17 protein-coding genes and 1 pseudogene are annotated in these 19,548 nt (G+C 69.5%); 15 read left to right on the top strand and 3 right to left on the bottom strand.

The window, feature by feature from the left end; all coding sequences use genetic code 11:
- Positions 1–7: 7 nt before the first annotated feature.
- Together EL337_RS03010 and EL337_RS03005 are read right to left on the bottom strand one after the other, a co-directional pair.
- Positions 8–1,414, bottom strand: coding sequence for a PH domain-containing protein (locus EL337_RS03010; protein ID WP_048633174.1), 1,407 nt, complete (start codon positions 1,412–1,414; stop codon positions 8–10).
- Between the two features lie 41 nt (positions 1,415–1,455).
- Positions 1,456–1,938: a PH domain-containing protein gene (locus EL337_RS03005; protein WP_048633133.1), complete on the bottom strand. Its 483-nt coding sequence runs from the start codon at positions 1,936–1,938 to the stop codon at positions 1,456–1,458.
- A 36-nt stretch (positions 1,939–1,974) separates the two neighbouring features.
- On the opposite strand from EL337_RS03005, the pseudogene EL337_RS03000 reads away from it, so the two are divergent.
- The 7 genes and pseudogenes from EL337_RS03000 to EL337_RS02970 all read left to right on the top strand — a co-directional run bounded on the left by EL337_RS03000 (position 1,975) and on the right by EL337_RS02970 (position 10,150).
- A pseudogene (locus EL337_RS03000) lies at positions 1,975–3,632 on the top strand (FAD-binding dehydrogenase).
- 5 nt (positions 3,633–3,637) lie between these two features.
- Positions 3,638–4,552, top strand: a complete 915-nt coding sequence (locus tag EL337_RS02995; RefSeq protein ID WP_083443117.1) for an SDR family NAD(P)-dependent oxidoreductase — start codon at positions 3,638–3,640, stop codon at positions 4,550–4,552.
- On the top strand, positions 4,552–5,751 hold the full coding sequence (gene moeA, locus EL337_RS02990; protein WP_048633131.1) for a molybdopterin molybdotransferase MoeA: 1,200 nt from the start codon (positions 4,552–4,554) through the stop codon (positions 5,749–5,751). The genes EL337_RS02995 and moeA overlap by 1 nt, the downstream gene beginning before the upstream one ends.
- Before the next feature lie 92 nt (positions 5,752–5,843).
- A complete protein-coding gene (locus EL337_RS02985; RefSeq protein ID WP_048633173.1) occupies positions 5,844–6,542 on the top strand; it encodes a phosphatidylserine decarboxylase in 699 nt (232 codons plus the stop codon).
- On the top strand, positions 6,539–7,402 hold the full coding sequence (pssA, locus tag EL337_RS02980; RefSeq protein ID WP_048633130.1) for a CDP-diacylglycerol--serine O-phosphatidyltransferase: 864 nt from the start codon (positions 6,539–6,541) through the stop codon (positions 7,400–7,402). Before EL337_RS02985 ends, pssA begins: the two co-directional genes overlap by 4 nt.
- 1 nt (position 7,403) lies before the next feature.
- Complete coding sequence (locus EL337_RS02975; RefSeq protein ID WP_048633129.1) at positions 7,404–9,620, top strand: AAA family ATPase; 2,217 nt, start codon at positions 7,404–7,406, stop codon at positions 9,618–9,620.
- 95 nt (positions 9,621–9,715) lie between these two features.
- Entirely contained in the window at positions 9,716–10,150 is a 435-nt protein-coding gene (locus EL337_RS02970) for a DUF1707 domain-containing protein (RefSeq protein ID WP_048633128.1), read from the top strand.
- Positions 10,151–10,227: 77 nt separating this feature from the next.
- On the opposite strand, the gene EL337_RS02965 is transcribed toward EL337_RS02970, so the two are convergent.
- Positions 10,228–11,724: a potassium/proton antiporter gene (locus EL337_RS02965; protein ID WP_048633127.1), complete on the bottom strand. Its 1,497-nt coding sequence runs from the start codon at positions 11,722–11,724 to the stop codon at positions 10,228–10,230.
- Positions 11,725–11,809: 85 nt separating this feature from the next.
- Between EL337_RS02965 and EL337_RS02960 the strand changes: the two genes are divergently transcribed.
- The 8 genes from EL337_RS02960 (at position 11,810) to EL337_RS02925 (ending at position 19,546) form a co-directional block, all read left to right on the top strand.
- Entirely contained in the window at positions 11,810–12,514 is a 705-nt protein-coding gene (locus tag EL337_RS02960) for a potassium channel family protein (RefSeq protein WP_048633126.1), read from the top strand.
- 118 nt (positions 12,515–12,632) lie between these two features.
- Positions 12,633–15,530, top strand: coding sequence for a Na+/H+ antiporter subunit A (locus tag EL337_RS02955; protein WP_048633125.1), 2,898 nt, complete (start codon positions 12,633–12,635; stop codon positions 15,528–15,530).
- A complete protein-coding gene (locus EL337_RS02950) occupies positions 15,527–15,997 on the top strand; it encodes a Na(+)/H(+) antiporter subunit C (protein ID WP_048633124.1) in 471 nt (156 codons plus the stop codon). The genes EL337_RS02955 and EL337_RS02950 overlap by 4 nt, the downstream gene beginning before the upstream one ends.
- Positions 15,994–17,616 (top strand): Na+/H+ antiporter subunit D, encoded by a 1,623-nt coding sequence (locus EL337_RS02945; protein ID WP_048633123.1) that lies wholly within the window; start codon positions 15,994–15,996, stop codon positions 17,614–17,616. The genes EL337_RS02950 and EL337_RS02945 overlap by 4 nt, the downstream gene beginning before the upstream one ends.
- Positions 17,613–18,146 carry a Na+/H+ antiporter subunit E gene (locus EL337_RS02940; RefSeq protein ID WP_048633122.1) on the top strand — a complete coding sequence of 178 codons (534 nt, stop codon included), beginning with the start codon at positions 17,613–17,615 and terminating at the stop codon, positions 18,144–18,146. The genes EL337_RS02945 and EL337_RS02940 overlap by 4 nt, the downstream gene beginning before the upstream one ends.
- Positions 18,143–18,430 (top strand): monovalent cation/H+ antiporter complex subunit F, encoded by a 288-nt coding sequence (locus EL337_RS02935; protein ID WP_048633121.1) that lies wholly within the window; start codon positions 18,143–18,145, stop codon positions 18,428–18,430. The genes EL337_RS02940 and EL337_RS02935 overlap by 4 nt, the downstream gene beginning before the upstream one ends.
- A complete protein-coding gene (gene mnhG / locus EL337_RS02930) occupies positions 18,427–18,795 on the top strand; it encodes a monovalent cation/H(+) antiporter subunit G (RefSeq protein ID WP_048633120.1) in 369 nt (122 codons plus the stop codon). The genes EL337_RS02935 and mnhG overlap by 4 nt, the downstream gene beginning before the upstream one ends.
- Complete coding sequence (locus tag EL337_RS02925) at positions 18,776–19,546, top strand: SAM-dependent methyltransferase (protein ID WP_048633119.1); 771 nt, start codon at positions 18,776–18,778, stop codon at positions 19,544–19,546. The genes mnhG and EL337_RS02925 overlap by 20 nt, the downstream gene beginning before the upstream one ends.
- Positions 19,547–19,548: the final 2 nt, after the last annotated feature.

The following is a 19,548-nucleotide window of genomic DNA, read 5'->3' as shown; positions in this document are numbered from 1 at the left end:
AACCCCGCTAGCTGTGCGCCCACTTGCTCGAGGCCACCCATGGTGACGTCGTCGCCGCCACCGACCACGCGATCTCGGCCGGTACGTCGATCAGCTCGTAGTGCTTCACGCCGGCCGCGGTCGCGGCGACCAGCGTGGCCACCCCGGCCCTGCGCTGAAACAGCGTCTGGCGCACCGTCCACCCGACGATGCCCGCCGCGGCCACGCAATCGCGGCGCCGCGCCAGACTGCCCGCCCGCGCCACCAACCAGCCGTCGCCGACGCGGTGGCCCAGGGACCGGGTGCGGTCGACCGCGAGAAACACGCTGAAAACCGTCAGGGCCGCAGCCACGGCCCACGCCCAGAGCGGAACCGTGCCGGCCGCCAGCACCGCGAGAGCGACGACCACGAGCGCGGGCAGCATCATCGCCCTGGTCCAGCGCCGCCGTGCCGCCACCGGCCCGTGCGAAACCAAGGGGCCGTGCACCGCGTCCGGCTGCTCGATCAGCTCGATCAGTACCGCCTCGGCGGTGCCGCGCGGACACGGTGGGAGCAACTGGGATGCCTCGCCCGCGCCGGTGACGCCGGTCATCACCGCGTCCAGGCGGGCGCCGCCGAACAGCCGCACCAGCAGCGGTTCTCTCAGCGTGCCGCCGCGCAGCCGCCGCATGTCGAACGTGTGCTCCCGCACCCGCAGCAGCCCGTGCGACAGGTGCAAGACCTCGGAGTCGCGGCGCAACAGCAGGTTGGCGTACGTGAGCAGCGACTGCGACACCGACAGCGCGACCGAGGCGATCAGCACCACCGCCCCCACCGCGGCAACCACCGCGACAGCGCCCGCATCCTCGGCGGCATCCTCGCCTGCCCGAATAAGCGGTGAATCCCGCAGCGCGGCAAGCACTCCCGTCTGACTCACCACACCCAGCGCGGCGACGATCATCACCAGCCCGGTCGGCGTCAGCGGGCTGTAGCGCAGCCACGACGGTTGCCACCGGGCCAGCACGCTGGAGCGGTCACCGGTCTCGGCAGACACCAGCGAGTCCGCAAGCAGGATCGCCCGCAGTCGCGCCACCTCGGCCGCCGGAACCGCGTCCAGTTCGAAAGCCTTGTCCCCCTTGACTTCCTGGCCAGTACTGACCTGCAGCACGGTCAGGCCGAGCAGCCGGTGCAGCAGCCGCGCGTCCGTCGACACCGACCTGATCCGGCTGCGGGGCACCGACAGCACGTTGCGCTGCAACACCCCGGTGCGCAGCTGCACCTCGTCAGTCCCGATGCGGTACGTCGTGGTGAACCAGCGGGCCAGTCCATACGCGAGCACCAGGCCGACACCGATCAGCGTCCAGACCGGATTCCCGGTCGCCGAGCCCAGCACCAGCGTCCCGATCAGCACCGGAAGCTGGCGCACCACTTCGTGCACGGGGTGCACGAGCAACATGCGCGGGCTCAGACGGCGCCAGTCCAGCCCAACTCCGACGGTCACGTGGCGTCCCCGGCCCCCAGCGCCGCGATGTCGGTCAGCTGCGCCACCACCCGGTCGGCGACGTCCACGTCGAGGGCGACGATGCGCACGGCACCGGCCGACGACGCCGTCGTCACCGTCACGTTCGCCAACCCGAACAGCCGATCCAGCGGGCCGCGGTAGGTGTCGACGGTCTGCACCCGGGAGATGGGCGCGATCCGGCGCTCCTGCACCAGCCAACCCGTCCGGGTGTACACCGCGGTTGCGTCCATGTCCCAGCGGTGCACCCGGTATCGCCACAGCGGGGCGACGACCACCGACACCACGATTGCGACCGCGGTGGCGCCGGCGAGCAGCAGATGCAGCCAGGGAGCGCGGCCGTCGAGCACGAACCACACGACCTGCGCCACGACCGCGACGACCCACGGGATGGCTGACCCGATAGCCCAGACCAGTGGCGCTTTCCGGCTCGGCGGGTGCGCCGGTTCAACCAGGTGCACCCCGCAAGGCTATCGGGCGACTAACGTCAGGCCGCGATGACGCAGAAGTCGGCCGACGTGATCGTCGTGGGCCACGGGTTGGCCGGGCTGGTCGCGACGTGCGAGATCGCCGCCGCGGGCAGGTCGGTCCTGCTGGTGGATCAGCAGGGTCCCGCCGATTTCGGCGGCCAGGCGTACTGGTCCTACGGCGGCTTGTTCATGGTCGACACCCCCGAGCAGCGCCGGCTGGGCATCAAGGACTCCCGCGAGCTGGCGATGCAGGACTGGTGGGGTTCGGCGCAGTTCTCTGACGGCCCCGACGACCACTGGGCGCGGGAATGGGCATCGCGCTACGTGGAATTCGCGTGCGGCGAGAAAAGCGGTGGCTGCGCGGCCTGGGGTGGCGGCCCTACCCGATCCCGGTGTGGCCGGAGCGCGGCGGCCACGGTGCGCTCGGATCCGGCAACAGCGTCCCCCGGTTCCATGTCACGTGGGGCACCGGGCCCGGCCTTGTCGAGGTGTTCGCGCGCCGGGTGCAGGCCGCCGTCGCCCAGGGCGCGGTGACGCGGCTGCCGTGGCACCGGGTCGACGAACTCATCGTCGACGGCGGCGTGGTCACCGGGGTTCGCGGCGCGACGTTGGAGCCGTCGACCCACCGCCGCGGCGCACCGTCCACCGGCGCCGAAGCCGGCGACTTCAGCCTGCACGCCCCCGCAGTGCTGTTGGCCACCGGAGGGGTGGGCGGCAGCCCCAGCCTGGTGCGCGATCTGTTCACGCGCAGCTTCGGCCGCTACCCCGACGAATTGCTGTGTGGCAACCCGGCCTACGTGGACGGCAGGATGCTGGCCGTAGCCAAGCGGGCCGGCGCCCACATCACCAACGAGGACCGGCTGTGGTTCTACCCCGACGGCGTCACGAACATCGAGCCCATCTGGCCCAACCACGGCATCCACGTCACCGCCGGTCCGTCCGCACTGTGGCTGGACGCGACGGGCACACGGTTCCCGCCGCCGCTGTATCCGAACTTCGACACCGTCGGCGCGGTCCGCCATGTGATGGCCTCGGGCCACTCGTACTCCTGGCTGGTCATGAACCGGGAGATCTTCCGCAAGGAGTTCGGGATGTCCGGGCAGGAGCAGAACCCTGCGCTCACCGGCAAGCACATCTGGCAACTGGTCAGGGGCACGCTGAAGCCGACGATCTCGCCGCACATGCAGGACTTCCTGGACCGCGGTGAGGATTTCGTGACCGGGCATTCCATTGCCGAACTGGTCCGAGGCATGAACGACGTGCCGGGTGTGACGCCCATCGACGTGCACGTGCTCGAGCGCGAACTCCGCGCCCGCGACGCCCAGTCGGTCAACCGCTACAGCAAGGACCTGCAGTTCGCCGCGATCCGCAACGCCAGGCGCTACCTGCCCGACCGGACCCGCATCGCCAGACCGGGGCCGATCCTTGACCCCGCAGCCGGGCCGCTGATCGCGGTCAAGCTGCACATCACCACCCGCAAGACGCTGGGTGGACTGCAGACCGACACGGCCGGGCGCGTGCTACAGCCCGGCGGCGATCCGCTGCCCGGGCTGTTCGCCGCGGGCGAGGTGTCAGGCTTCGGCGGCGGCGGGATCCACGGCCGGCGCTCGCTGGAGGGGACGTTCGTCGGCGGGTGCCTGTTCACCGGCAGGGTCGCGGGACGTTCCATCGCATCCGTAAGTTGAGTCCCATGACCAAATGGACCGCGGCCGACGTGCCCGACCAGTCCGGCCGGGTGGCCATCGTCACCGGCGCCAACACCGGCATCGGATACGAGGCGGCACTGGTGCTCGCCGGTAAGGGCGCCAAAGTCGTGGTCGCGGTGCGCAACCTGGACAAGGGCGCGGCCGCGGTGGCCGCGCTCAAGCGGGTCCACCCCGGCGCCGACGTCACCGTGCAGGAGCTCGACCTGTCCTCGCTGGCGAGCGTCCGCGCCGCCGCCGAGGACCTGGGGGCCGCCCTCCCCCGGATCGACTTGCTGATCAACAACGCCGGCGTGATGTATCCGCCCAAGCAGACCACCGCCGACGGCTTCGAGTTGCAGTTCGGCACCAACCACCTCGGCCACTTCGCCCTCACCGGCCTCCTGCTGCACAACCTGCTCGACGTCCCCGGTTCGCGCGTGGTGACGGTGGCCAGCCTGGCTCACCGGCAGCTGGCCGACATCCACTTCGACGACCTGCAGTGGGAGCGCAAGTACAACCGCGTCGCCGCCTACGGGCAGTCGAAGCTGGCCAACCTCATGTTCACCTACGAGCTGCAGCGCAGACTCGGGGCTGCCGGCGCGTCGACGATCGCGGTGGCCGCCCACCCCGGCATCTCCAACACCGAGTTGATGCGCCACGTCCCCGGCACCAGCATTCCGGGCGTCATGAAGCTGGCCGGGCTGGTGACCAACAGCCCCGCGGTCGGCGCGCTGCCCACGCTGCGGGCAGCCACCGATCCCGCCGTGCAGGGCGGCCAGTACTACGGACCCTCGGGGTTCCAGGAGGCCGTCGGCCACCCCGTCCTGGTCGAGTCGAACGCGAAGTCCCACGACGTGGCGGTGCAGAAGCGGCTGTGGACCGTCTCCGAGGAGCTGACCGGCGTGAGCTACCCCCTCTGATGCGCACCGTCGACGAACACCGGCGCATCGTCGCCGCCCGGATCACGCCGCGCCCGGCCGAGAACGTGCCGACACCCGACGCACTCGGCCTGGTTCTCGCCGAGGATGTGGTTGCGCCGCTGTCGCTGCCCAACTTCGACAACTCCGCGATGGACGGGTACGCCGTGCACGTCGGCGACATCGCGGGCGCCTCCGACGCCACCCCGGTGCGGTTGCCCGTCGCCGAGGACATCCCGGCGGGCCGCACCGACATCCCGACGCTCGCCCCCGGCACGGCGCACCGCATCATGACCGGCGCGCCGCTGCCGATGGGCGCGACCACGGTGGTCCCGGTCGAGGCCACCGACGGCGCCGTCGACACCGTCACGATCCGGGAGGGTAAGAAGGAGGGGCAGCACATCCGGCGCGCCGGCGAGGACGTCACCGCGGGAACCACGGTGCTGCGGGCCGGCCAACTCCTCACCCCCGCCGCGCTGGGACTGGCTGCTGCGCTGGGACTCGGCGAGCTGCCGGTGATCCCGCGCCTGCGGGTGCTCGTGCTGTCGACGGGCACCGAGTTGGTGGCCCCCGGCATACCGCTGCAGCCGGGTCAGATCTACGAATCGAACGCGGTGATGCTCGCCGCGGCCGTCCGCGACGCCGGCGCCGAGGCGGCGGTGGCGCCGATGACCACCGACGACGTTGACGCGTTTCGCGAAACCCTGCGTCAGCACACGGCGGCCGGCGCCGACCTGGTCATCACGACCGGCGGGGTCAGCGCGGGCGCCTACGAGGTGGTCAAGGACGCGCTGAGCGGCACCGTCGAGTTCGTCAAGGTCGCAATGCAGCCCGGGATGCCGCAGGGCTCCGGCGTCCTCGACGACGGCACCCCGATCGTCACGTTGCCGGGGAACCCGGTCAGCGCGCTGGTGTCCTTCGAGGTGTTCGTCCGTCCGGCGCTGCGCGTCGCCATGGGGCTGACGGACACCGAGCGGCCCCGCCGCACCGCGATGCTCACCGAGGACCTCACCTCGCCCCGCGGCAAGCGGCAGTTCCGCCGCGGGGTGTTCGACCCGGTGACCGACACCGTCAGCGGATACGGGCCCCCGGCCTCGCACCACCTGCGGTGGCTCGCGTCGGCGAACTGCCTGCTTGAGCTCGACGAGGACGTCGCCGAGGTGGCCGCGGGCTCACGCGTTCAGGTCTGGGACCTGCGGTAGGGGTCACGCAGCGGCTGGATGCTCCTCGCGCAAGCGCTCGTCGGTGCTGGATGCTCCTCGCGCAAGCGCTCGTCGGTAGACTCGCCCGCACGATGGCCAGACGCCCCGACCTCAAGACAGGACCAGCGCGGCTGGCGGCTTTGGTCCGCTCGTCCGTTCCCCCGATGCATCCGGAAGGTCTGCCGTTCGTCGGCGTCAGCCTCGCGGTCGCCTTCGCGGGACGAAGCAACCGGTGGTTGCGCCGCGCCGGACTCGCCTCCGCGGCCGCCAACGCCGCCTTCTTCCGCCACCCGCCACGCAAGCCACCGAGCCGGCCCGGCGTCGTCGTCGCCCCGGCAGACGGACTCATCTGCCTGATCGAGCACGAGATCCCGCCGGCCGAACTCGGGCTTCCCGCAGTGCCTTTGCCGCGGATCAGCATCTTCCTCTCCCTGCTGGACGCGCACGTGCAGCGCGCCCCGATCGGTGGCGAGGTGGTGGCCGTCAAGCACCGGCCCGGCCTGTTCGTCTCTGCCGAGCTGGCCGCAGCCAGCGCGGACAACGAGCGCAACAGCGTCGTCATCCGCAACCCAGACGGCGCCGAGGTCATCGCCGTGCAGATCGCGGGCCTGCTCGCCCGCCGCATCGTCTGCAACGTCGCGGCCGGCGACAAGATCGGCCTCGGTGACACCTACGGGCTGATCCGCTACGGCTCACGCCTGGACACCTACCTGCCCGCAGGGTCCACCATCCTGGTCGAGGTCGGGCAGCGAGCCCTGGCCGGCGAGACCGTGCTGGCCGAGTTGCCATGATCCAGCCCCGTAAGCGCCGCATCAAGGCACCTGTCGTGAGCGTGCGCATCCTGCCCAGCGCCATGACCGTCGCGGCGATCTGTCTGGGCTTGAGCGCGGTGAAGTTCGCGCTCGACGGCCGGCCCACCGAGGCGATGGCGTTCCTGGCCATCGCGGCAATTCTCGACGCCCTCGACGGCAGGCTGGCGCGCGCACTCAACGCCACCTCGAAGATGGGCGAGGAGATCGACTCGCTGGCCGACGCGGTGAACTTCGGTGTGGCGCCGGCCTTCATCGTGTACGGCACGCTGCTGTCGACCTCGCGCATCGGCTGGATCGTCGTACTGCTCTACGCCGTGTGCATCGTGCTGCGGCTGGCCCGCTACAACGCGATGCTCAGCGTGGATCAGCCCGATTACGAGAAGAAGTACTTCACCGGCCTGCCCGCCCCCGCCGGGGCGATCGGCGCCATCGGCCCGCTGGCCGTCAAGCTGCAGTTCGGCGACGGCTGGTGGACCTCGGAGACCGCCGTGGTGATCTGGATGATCGCGGTGTCCCTCCTGGTGGTCAGCACCCTGCCGATGCGCAAGGTCCACACGTTCTCGGTGCCGCCGAACATGGTGGCCCCGCTGCTGGCCCTACTCGCGATCGGTGTGGCGGCCTCGATCCTGTACGGCTACCTCGTGATCCTGGCGATCATCGTCGCGTACTTCCTGCACATCCCGTTCGCATTCCGCACCCGGCGCTTCCTCGCGGCACACCCGGAGGTGTGGGACGACAAGCCGCGTCAGCAGCGGGCGGCGCGGCGGGCCATTCGCCGCACGCAGCCGCACCGCCGCTCGATGCAGCGCCTCGGCCTGCGCAGGCCGCCGAGAGGGTGACGTGTCCGAACTCGACGAGATCGCCGCGGATCGGCCACGCGCGCACCTGACCCTGACCGCCCGGTTGAACACCTCGGCGCTGGACTCCCGCCGGGGCGTGGTGAGGCTGCATCCGGAGGCGATCGCCGCGCTGGGCGTGCGGGAGTGGGATGCGGTGTCGCTGACCGGCGCCCGCACCACGGCCGCCGTGGTGGGGATCGCGCCGGCCGGGACCCCGACGGGCACCGCGCTGCTCGACGACGTCACGCTGTCGAACGCGGGCCTGCGCGAGGACACCTCGGTGCTGGTCGCTCCCGCCACGGTGTACGGCGCCCGCGCCGTCACGGTCAGCGGCTCGAATCTGGCGACGCAGTCGATCACGGCCGCGACACTGCGTCAGGCTCTGCTCGGCAAGGTGATGACGGTCGGCGACACCGTGTCGCTGCTGCCCCGCGATCTCGGACCCGGGACGTCGACGTCGGCGGCCAGCGCCGCGCTGACCGCCTCGGTGGGCATCACCTGGACCTCGGAACTGCTGACCGTGACAGCCGTCGACCCGGCAGGACCCGTGAGCGTGCAACCCAATTCGCTGGTGTGCTGGGGTGCCGCGTCAGGCCCGGGTAGCTCACAGCCCGCTCCCCCGGACAGCACCGGCCGGCACGTGGTGGCCGAGGAGCCGCACGAACCGGCCATCAGTTTCGATGACCTGAAGGGCGCCCACACACAGGCGAGCCGGCTCGGCGAGTGGCTCAAGCTCGCCCTCGACCAGCCGGAGCTCCTCGAAAAGCTGGGGGCGACGGCGAATCTGGGCGTACTGGTGTCGGGACCGGCCGGTGTCGGCAAGGCCACCATGGTTCGCACGGTGTGCGCGGGCCGGCGGCTGGTCGAGCTCGACGGACCGGAAGTCGGTTCGCTGCGCGCCGAGGACCGGTTGTCCAGCGTGGCCGCCGCGGTGTCGACGGTCCGCGACGGGGGTGGCGTCCTGCTGGTCTCCGACGCCGACGCGCTCCTACCGGTGCCCGCCGATCCGGTGGCCACCCTGATCCTGTCCGAGCTGCGTTCGGCGGTCGCCACCAAGGGCGTCGCGTTCGTCGCGACCTCGGCAGTGCCCGACAACCTCGACCCGCGGCTGCGGGCGCCCGACCTGTGTGATCGCGAGCTGGGCCTGACCCTGCCCGACGGTGCGGTGCGCAGACAGCTACTCGAGGTACTGCTGCGCGACGTGCCGGCCGGCGAACTCGAGCTCAGCGAGATTGCCGAGCGCACACCGGGATTCGTGGTCTCCGATCTTGCAGCGTTGGTGCGCGAGGCCGCGCTGCGCGCGGCCGCCAGGGCCAGCGAGAACGGTGAGACCCCGGCATTGCAGCAGGAGGATCTGGTCGGCGCCCTCGGCGTGATCCGGCCGCTGTCGCGATCGGCCACCGAAGAGGTGTCCGTCGGGTCGGTGACTCTTGAGGACGTCGGCGACATGGCCGAGACCAAACAGGCACTCACCGAGGCGGTGCTGTGGCCGCTGCAGCACCCGGAGACGTTCCAGCGACTCGGGGTCGAGCCGCCACGCGGCGTGCTGCTGTACGGCCCGCCCGGATGCGGGAAGACGTTCGTGGTTCGCGCGCTGGCCAGCTCCGGCCGGCTCAGCGTGCACGCGGTCAAAGGCGCTGAGCTGATGGACAAGTGGGTGGGCTCGTCGGAGAAGGCGGTGCGTGAACTGTTCCAGCGCGCCCGCGACTCGGCCCCGTCGCTGGTGTTCCTCGACGAGATCGACGCGTTGGCGCCGCGGCGCGGGCAGAGTTTCGACTCCGGGGTCACCGACCGCGTGGTGGCGGCGATGCTGACCGAACTCGACGGCATCGACCCGCTGCGCGACGTCGTGGTGCTGGGCGCGACCAACCGTCCCGACCTGATCGACCCGGCGCTGCTTCGGCCGGGCCGGCTGGAGAAGCTCGTGTTCGTGGAGCCGCCCGACGCCGAGGCGCGCACCCAGATCCTGCGCACGGCAGGCAAATCCGTGCCGCTCGCCGACGATGTCGACCTGGAGTCCCTGGCTGCCGACCTGGACGGCTACAGCGCCGCCGACTGTGTGGCGCTGCTTCGCGAGGCCGCGCTGACGGCGATGCGGCGCTCGATCGACGCCGCCGACGTCACCGCGGAGGACGTGGCCAGGGCCCGCGAGGCAGTACGTCCGTCACTCGACCCCGTCCAGGTCGAGTCGTTGCGGGCGTTCGCGGAGTCCCGCTAGCCCTATCCGGCCCGGGAGCCTTCGACGCACATCTTGACACTGACTAGTTGCGGTGGCATCGTCACAACTAGTCATTGTCAAGATTTGGAGGAATCATGACCGCTCCAATGCTGCGAGCCGGTGACCGGGAACGCGAGACGACAGCCGACCTGCTCGGTCAGGCGTTGGCGCAGGGCTACCTCGACATGCCTGAGTACGAGGCTCGTCTGCAGGCCGTCTACGACGCCAGCACCACCCCTGACCTGCGGCAGCTCACCGCGGATCTGCCGGTCGCCGAGCTGCGCCGCAACGATCCCCGGCGCAGGGCGGCGAAGGTCGCCGCAGCCCGGCGCGGCATCCACCTGCATCTGGCGGCCTACGTGGTGATGGTCGTGATCGTCCTCACCGTCTGGCTCGCCGTCGGTCTGGCGGCCGGCTCCTGGTACTTCTGGCCGGTCTGGCCGATCCTCGGCGCGGGCATCGGCGTCCTCGGCCATGCACTGCCGATCAGGCTCGGGTTCCCCGCCTGCCCCGGGATGCGTCCCCGCTAGGCCCACCTCGGCCGCGAAAGTACGCTTTTTGACGTGTTTTTCGACATTTTTCGTCAGAGACCGTGCATTCGGCACCGCTAGGCCGGGTCGCCGTACTCGTCGAACCAGTACGCGAGCTTGCCGCGTCTACTGACCGCGCGCAGGCGCCGCTCGGCCAGCTCCCTGGTCACCGTCGTCGTCACGATCAGCAGTTCGTCGCCGATGTGCAGCCGGGTCATCGGCTGCGGCACGAAGGACCGACCCGCCCGGATGATCAGCGTGATGACGCTCGGATCGGGCAGCCGCAGCTCCAGCACCGTCACGTTCTGCAGCCGCGAACCCGGCAGCACCGTCATGGTCAGCAGCTCGGCACCCAGCACGTCCAACGGCGCTGCGTCGACCTGGATCTCGCGGGTGGTGTCGCGGGGGATGAGCTGCAGCCGCTCTGCCACCAATCGCAGACTCGGCCCCTGGATCACGGTGTAGAGCACCACCAGGATGAACACGATGTTGAGCAGCCGCCAGCTGTCCGGGACTCCCGCCACGATCGGATACGTGCACAGCACGATCGGCACCGCGCCGCGCAGCCCGGCCCACGACAGGAACACCTTCTCGCGCCAGGGCACCCGAAAACCGATGAGCGACAGTGCGACCGAAAGAGGACGTGCGAGCAACAGCAGCACCAGGCCCGTCACCACGGCCGGCACCACCTCATCGAGAAGCTCGTCGGGCGACACCAGCAGTCCCAGGATCACGAACACGCCGATCTGCGCCAGCCAGCCGCACCCCTCGGCGAAGGAGCGGGTCGCCGAGCGGTGCGGCAGGCCCGAGTTGGCCAGCACCACCCCGGCCAAGTAGGCGGCGAGGAAGCCGCTGGCATGCGCCGTGCCCGCGGCCGCGAACGCGACCATGCCCAGGCCGAACGTTGCCAACGGGTAGAGCCCCGCGGCGGGCAACGCCATCCGCCGTAATGTCATCGCGCCGAGGAAACCGACGCCGAGGCCGATGACTGTGCCGATCCCCAACTCGTACAACAGGGTCAGCGCCATATCGGCCGGATCGAGGACGAGCGGCATCGCACTGAACAGCAGCACGAGGATGACCGCCGGCGCGTCGTTGAAGCCCGACTCCGCCTCCAGCAGACCGCTCAGCCGTCGGGGCAGCGGCACCACCCGGATCACGGAGAACACCGCGGCGGCGTCGGTGCTGGAGACCACGGCGCCGAGCAGCAGCGCCAGTTGCCAGTCCATCCCCAACAGCCAGTGCACCGCGGATGCGGTGACGAGCGTGCTCACCGCCACGCCCACGGTCGCGAGCACGCCGGCGGGTGCCAGCACCTTGCGGATGTCGTTGAACCGCGTCGTCAGCCCGCCCTCGACCAGGATGATCGCCAGCGCCGCCGTTCCCAGATCCTGCGCCAACTGCGCATTGTCGAACTGCAGTCCCAGACCGTCCTCGCCGACAAGTACGCCGACGCCGAGGAACAGCAATAGGCTGGGCAGACCGATTCCAGTGGCCAGCCTCGTTGCGGCGATGCTCGCCAGCAGCACCAGGCCCCCGATGAACAGCGCCACATAGAGCTGGTGCAGGGTCACCGGGACCTCTCTGACCTCGCTGCGGTGTGTCGGTGACAGTAAATCAGCACAGGCCTCTCGGGGGCGCGCCGACGAAGGAGAGTCCATGCGGATCGCGATCGCGGGTGCCGGAGCAGTCGGCCGATCGGTCGCCCAAGAGTTGGTCGAGTACGGCCACAAGGTTCTCCTCATCGAGAAGGAGTTCGCGCGCTACGAACCCGCGACGGTTCCCGGTGCCGAATGGTTTCTCGCCGACGCCTGCGAAGTGTCCTCCCTCGAAGAGGCCGAGATGCAGATCTGCGACGTGGCGATCGCCGCCACCGGGGACGACAAGGCCAATCTCGCGATGGCTCTGCTGGCGAAGTCCGAGTTCGGCATCGGACGAGTGGTCGCCCGCATCAACGACGCCCGGAACGAGTGGCTGTTCACCGAGGCGTGGGGCATCGACGTGGCGGTGTCGACGCCACTGGCCATCGTCGCCGCCGTCGAGGGCGCAATCGACGTCGGCCACCTGATCCGCCTGATGGCACTCGGCAAGGACTCCCGCGGCGACCTCGGACAGCGCGCGACGACCGTCGCCAAAGTGACCCTCCCCGACGACAGCCCGCTGGTCCGGCGGAAGGTGAGCGATCTCCCGATGCCCGACGACAGCGCGCTGGTCACGCTCCTGCGGGGCAAGCACCTGATCATTCCCGGACCCGACGAGGTGCTGCACGCGGGCGACGAGATGCTCTTCGTCTCGGCGTCGAGCGTCGAGGACCGCATCCGGGCCATGGTTTCCGGGGCCGCGCCGCCACGGCACAACCGCTGAGACAGTCCCCCGTAGACTGGGGTCACTCCAGAGTCAGTCCGGCTGACACCTTCTGTTGTTCCTGTGATGTCCGAAGCGCGACTACCTCAATCGCCGCCAACCACGACGAGACGGAGCCATGCTCGCCATCCTCGCTGCCCACGCAGTCGCCACCATGCTGGCGCCGCTGTTGGTGTACCGCTGGGGACGGCTGGCGTTCTACCCGCTGGCGCTCGTGCCACTCGGGTCGCTGGCCTGGGTGGCGCTGAACTGGCCCGGGCGCGGTCAGGCACAGACCGTCGACGTGCCGTGGGTGCCCGAGCTGTCGATGAACATCACGCTGCGCTTCGACGCGCTCGCGGCGATCATGAGCTTGCTCGTCCTGGGCATCGGCGCCCTCGTGCTGTTCTATTGCGCGTCCTACTTCCGGCATCACGACGGTCGCTCGGAAAAGCGGCTGCCCAGTTTCGCCGCAGAGCTCGTCGCGTTCTCCGGTGCCATGTTCGGCTTGATCACCAGCGACAACATGCTGTTGCTCTACGTGTTCTGGGAGATCACCACGGTGCTGTCCTTCCTGTTGGTGGGGCACTACGCCGAGCGGGCGATGAGCCGTCGCGCCGCCACGCAGGCACTGCTGGTCACGACGTTCGGCGGCCTGGCGATGCTGGTCGGGATCATCGTGATCGGCAACATCGCGGGCACCTTCCTGCTGTCGGAACTGATCGCCGACCCGCCCACCGGGGTCGCCGTCTCGGTGGCGGTTGTCCTGATCCTCATCGGTGCGCTCTCGAAGTCGGCGATCGTGCCGATGCACTTCTGGCTGCCGGGCGCGATGGCCGCCCCGACCCCGGTGAGCGCGTACCTGCACGCGGCGGCCATGGTCAAGGCCGGTGTCTATCTGATCGCGAGGATGACGCCGGGGTTCGCCGACTCACCCGAATGGCGGCCCACGGTCATCACGCTGGGGCTCTTGACCATGGTGTTGGCGGGCTGGCGCGCGATCCGCGAATACGACCTCAAGCTGATCCTGGCGTTCGGCACCGTCAGCCAGCTCGGCCTGATCACCGTCATGGTGGGTGCCGGCGGCAGCGAGATGATGCTGGCCGGTCTGGCGATGCTGTTCGCGCACGCGATGTTCAAGGCGGCGCTGTTCATGGTGGTCGGGATCATCGACCACACCACCGGCACCCGTGACATCCGCAGGCTCGCCTGGCTGGGTGACGGCAGTCGATCGCTGCTGATCATCGCGGCGGCGGCCACCGCCAGCATGGCCGCGTTGCCGCCGTTCTTCGGTTTCATCGCCAAGGAAGCCGACCTGGAGACGGTGCTGCACAGCCCGACGCTCGACTCCGCGGCCCCGCTCGTCCTCGCGGGCATCGTGGCCGGCTCGGTGCTGACCACCGTCTACAGCCTGCGGTTCCTGTTCGGGGCGTTCGGGCGCAAGGGCCTGCCGCATCCCAGTACCCGGGTCGCCGAGATGCACCGGCCGGAACCCGCCTTCCTGATCCCGCCGGGCATTCTCGCGTTCGCCGGCCTGCTGTTCGGGCTGTGGCCGAAGGCGCTCGACAGCATCCTCAGCGACTACGCGACCACGGTGCCCGACCCCGCGGGCTACGTCGCTGATTACCACCTGGCGCTGTGGCACGGCATCAATCTGCCGCTGGCACTGTCTGCCCTAGTGCTCGCGGCGGGCATCACGGTCTATGTGAGCCGGGGCCGACTCCGCCGCAGGCGGCTCTCTTTCCTCCCGCTGGCCAACGCCGACCGCATCTACGACGCGGTGCTGCGTTCGGCCGATGTGCTGTCGGTGCGGCTGACCGCGCTCACCCAGCGCGGATCGATCCCGGCGACGCAGTCGGTGATCCTGGCAACCCTGGTGGTGGTGCCGCTCACCGTCCTGGCGATGGGCGCCCGCGACCGGCCGCAGCTGGTGCTGTGGGACACCCCGCTGCCGGTGGTGGTCGGGCTGGTCATGCTTGCCGCCGCCATCGGCGCGACGGTGATGCGCAACCGTCTGGCGGCCGTGCTGCTGGTCGGTGTCACCGGTTACGGGTGCGGCGCGATCTTCGCGTTCCACGGCGCCCCTGATCTGGCGCTGACCCAGTTCCTGGTGGAGACGCTGACCCTGGTCGTCTTCGTCCTCGTGCTTCGAGTGCTGCCCGCCGAGACCGGCGAAGCCGACATCAAGCGGTTCCGGGCTCCCCGCGCCCTGCTCGCGCTGGCCGTCGGGGCGACGGTCACCACGCTGGCCGCGTTCGCGATGGCGGCCCGGACCACCCGGCCGATCGCCGACCTGTTGCCTGAGGCCGCCTACCTGCGTGGCCACGGTTCCAACACCGTCAACGTCCTGCTTGTCGACATCCGAGCCTGGGACACCATGGGTGAGGTGGCGGTGCTGCTGGTCGCCGCGACCGGCGTGGCATCCCTGGTGTTCCGCAGCCGCCGCTTCGGGGCGGCACCGCGCGTCGCCGACGCCGGCCAGCCCGACATCGGCCAGGTCGCCGCGTACGCGCGCAACAGCCCCGCCGCCGGCGAGATCACGTGGCTGCGAGGCAGCGAGCTGCGTGACCCGAGGCACCGGTCGCTGGTGCTCGAAGTGGCCACCCGGCTCATCTTCCCGGTGATGATGGTGCTGTCTGCGTACTTCTTCTTCGCCGGGCACAACACCCCTGGCGGCGGGTTCGCCGGCGGCCTGATGGCCGGGCTGGCGCTGGTCCTGCGGTATCTCGCGGGCGGCCGCTACGAACTCGGTGAGACGCTTCCGCTGGACGCCGGAAAGATCCTCGGCGCCGGCCTCACCCTCGCGGCAGGCACGGCGGTCGGCTCGCTGCTGGTGGGCGCCCCCGTCTTGTCGTCGGCGCTGATCGAGGTCGACGTGCCCGTGCTGGGCACGGTCAAGTTCGTCACCGCCCTGTTCTTCGACCTCGGCGTGTACCTCATCGTCGTGGGTCTGGTCCTCGACGTGCTACGCAGCCTGGGAGCGCGCGTCGACACGGAGATCGGCGAACAGGAACGAGCGGCGGTGCCATCCCGATGACCACCTACCTGTTCCCGCTCATCCTCATCGGCGGACTCACCACGGCCGGCGTGTATCTGCTGCTCGAGCGGAGCATGATCCGGATGTTGCTGGGGCTGTTGCTGATCAGCAATGCGATCAACCTGCTGATCCTGCGGACCGGTGGGTCGCCGGGCAATCCGCCGGTGCGTGGACGCACCAGTGGCAGCGCCACGACCACCGCGGACCCGCTGGCGCAGGGGCTGATCCTGACCGCAATCGTGATCACCATGGGCGTCGCGGCGTTCGTGTTGGCGTTGACCTACCGCTCGTACCGCCTCAACACCATCGAGGAAGTCAGCAACGACCCCGAGGACACCAGGGTGTCCAAGCGGTCCGGCAAGGAATCCATCGAGGAGGACGAAGACCACCTCGACCCCGATTTCTCCCGGGACACCGATCTGCCCGACGAACTCGATGCGCTCCCCGGGTACGAGGGATCGCGATGAACGGCGGCCACCTCGCGTCTGTGCTGACTCCGTTGCCCGTAGTCGTCCCGCTGCTCGCCGCGGCCATGACGCTAGTCGGCGGGCGCAAGCCCCGGCTCCAGCGATTCATCGCCGTGGTTGCGCTCTCGGTCGTCGTCCTGGTCTCCGCAGCGCTGGTCTATCTCGCCGATCGCGACGGCACGATCGCGCTCCAGGTCGGTGGTTGGGGGCCGAGCGAGCCGGGCATGGGCCCGCTGGGTATCACCCTGGTGGTCGACCGGCTGTCCGCCCTGATGCTCATCGTGTCGTCGATCGTGCTGCTCGCCGTCGTCGTCTACGCCATCGGACAGGGCATTCGCGACGGTGACGACCGTCAGCCGGTGTCGATATTCCTGCCCACGTACCTGGTGCTGTCGGCCGGGGTGTGCATGGCGTTCCTGGCCGGCGATCTGTTCAACCTGTTCGTCGGTTTCGAGGTGCTCCTGACCGCGAGCTTCGTGTTGTTGACCATCGGCGGCAGCAAGGAGCGGGTGCGGGCAGGCATCACCTACGTCATGGTGTCGATGGTGTCGTCGCTGATCTTCCTGTTCGGCATCGCACTCGTGTATGCGTCCACCGGGACGCTCAACCTGGCCGAGCTCGCCGTGCGTCTGGACGACGTGTCGGCCGGCACCCGTACTGCACTGTTCGCGGTGCTCCTCGTCGCCTTCGGGATCAAAGCGGCGGTGTTCCCGCTGTCGGCGTGGCTACCGGACTCCTATCCCACCGCCCCCGCGCCCGTCACCGCAGTCTTCGCCGGCCTGCTCACCAAGGTCGGCATCTACGCGATCATCCGTGCACACTCGCTGCTGTTCCCCGGCGGCGAGATGGACGGGGTACTGCTCGTCGCGGGACTGTTGACGATGCTGATCGGCATCCTCGGCGCGATCGCGCAGAGCGACATCAAGCGATTGCTGTCCTTCACCCTGGTGAGCCATATCGGCTACATGATCTTCGGCATCGCGCTGTCCAGCCACTTGGGGATGTCGGGGGCGATCTACTACGTGGCGCACCACATCCTGGTGCAGACCACGCTCTTCCTGGTGGTCGGCCTGATCGAACGTCAGGCGGGCGCGTCCACCCTGGAACGGCTGGGCGGGCTTGCCGCGGCCAGTCCTCTGCTGGCCTTCGTGTTCGTGGTGCCCGCGCTCAATCTCGGTGGGATACCTCCGTTCTCGGGCTTCATCGGGAAGGTGGCGCTCCTTGAGGCGGGCGCAGAGGTGGGTTCCGTATTGGCCTGGTTCCTGGTCGCCGGCAGCGTCATCACCAGCCTGCTGACCCTGTATGTGGTGACCCGGGTGTGGACGAAGGCGTTCTGGCGGACGCGCGAGGACGCACCGGAGGGTCATCTGTCGGGGTCGGCGCCCTCGGCGCTGGTGGACAACACCGACGAAGCCATGGACATCGAGCTGGCCGACCGGGACGACGTGGGACGGATGCCGGTCGGCATGCTGGTGCCGACGGGTGCGCTGATCACCGTCGGCCTCGCGTTGACGGTGCTGGCCGGTCCGATCTTCGCCTACACCGAACGTGCCGCGTCCGAAGTCGTCGACCGGGGCCAGTACATCGTGGCGGTGCTCGGGGACGGGGGGCGGCCATGAGGACCTACCTGCTGCGCGCCTGGATGCTCTGCTGGTTGATCTTGGTATGGGTTCTGTTGTGGGGCAACGTCTCTGCAGCCAACATCCTGTCCGGTCTGGCGATTGCGTTGATCATCACGCTGTGGCTGCCACTGCCGCCGGTTCCGGTGGAAGGCCGGCTCCATCCCATTCCCCTGCTGCGGCTGGTGGTCACGGTCGCCTACTGGCTGCTGGTGTCCTCGGTGCAGGTGGCCGCGCTGGCACTGCGGCCCACCCCGCCGTTGTCGGCGGTGCTGCGCACGCACCTGAACATCAAGTCCGATCTGGTGCTGGCCCTGGCGGTCAACATCATGAACCTCACCCCCGGCAACATCGTGCTCGAGATCGATCAAGCGCGACGGATGATCTACGTCCACGTCCTCGACGTGGCGTCGGACCGCTCGGTCGACGCTTTCCACCGACAGGTCGATCAGCTCCAGAAGCTGCTGGTGGCGGCATTCGAACGCGACGCAGACTGGAAACCGACGCCGGAGAAGGAGGCCAGCTCATGAGCACGGTGTGGTTGATCGCCGCGGCCATGCTGTCGGCAGCGGCCATCGCGACGATGTTCCGCATGCTGCTCGGCCCCACCACCTTGGACCGACTGGTTGCGCTCGACACCCTCGTCGCTGTGACCATGTGTGCCATCGGCACCTGGGCGGCGTTCAGCCTCGACACCACCGTCACCTACAGCCTGACGGCGCTGGCCTTGATCACGTTCGTGGGATCGGTCAGCGTGGCGCGATTCCGCGTGCCCGACATCGCGGACCCCGTCGACAAGGGGCAGGACCCATGACCGCATCCGACATCGTCGCGAGTGTGCTGATCCTCGCCGGGTCGGCGCTCGCGCTGACGGCGGCCATCGGTGTCGTGCGCTTCCCGGACACGCTCTCCCGCATGCACGCGGCGACCAAGCCACAGGTGCTGGGGCTGCTGCTCGTGCTGGCCGGCGCGGCGATCCGGCTCCGCGGGCACCCGGACGTCGGCATGCTGATTCTCACGGGTCTGTTCACGCTCATCACCGCGCCGGTGATCGCCAACCGCGTCGGCCAGCTCGCCTACCGGGAGCAGAACATCCGCGACGATCTGCTGACCCGTGACGAAATGCATGAATTGCCCGCCGAACGGGAATCCGGCGGTCATGACGGTACTGGACGGTGAGCCCGGAGCAGTCCACGGCCGCGTGGCGCCTCAAGCCCTGAACGACGCGATGGCCCGGGCGTGGGAAACGATCTCGGAGCGGCCCTTGTTCACCGACCCGTATGCCCGGCTGTTCGTCAATGCCGCCGGCCCTCATGAGCTGCCTGCGACGCCGGAACATCAGCGCTCGCTCATCGATTCGGCGGCCGCCCGGACGAAGTGGTTCGACGACTACTTCCTCACATCGAGTTCGTCCGGGGTGTCGCAGGTCGTGATCCTCGCCGCCGGGCTCGACGCGCGCCCGTGGCGGTTGCCGTGGCTCAGTGACACCGTCATCTACGAGGTGGACCAGCCCGAGGTGCTCGAGTTCAAACAGCGGATCCTGGCCGAGTCCGGGGTGTCCGCGGCCGCGAAATACGTACCGGTGCCCGTCGACCTTCGCGACGACTGGCCGAAAGCATTGACGGCGAACGGCTTTGATCACACCGAGCCGACGGCGTGGGCGGCTGAAGGTCTGCTCCCGTTCCTGACCGACGAGACCCAGGAGCAGCTGTTGGAGCGCATCGAGCTCTACAGTGCCCGCGGCAGCCGGATTGCCGTGGAAGTGCGCGGCGACGCGTATTCCGACCTGTCCTGCTGGTTGTGTACCCGGCACTGGGAGGTCAGCTCGACAAGTGCTGCGGATCTGATGAGTCGATATCACCGCACCGCGACGCCGGGGATCGACGAGCCGGTGGCCCACAGCGTGTTCGTAGACGGGCGGAAGCTCTGACA

It is taken from the genome of Mycolicibacterium aurum (genome assembly GCF_900637195.1).
Taxonomy (GTDB): Bacteria; Actinomycetota; Actinomycetes; order Mycobacteriales; family Mycobacteriaceae; genus Mycobacterium; species Mycobacterium aurum.
This window is presented reverse-complemented; position numbering and strand designations above follow the sequence as displayed.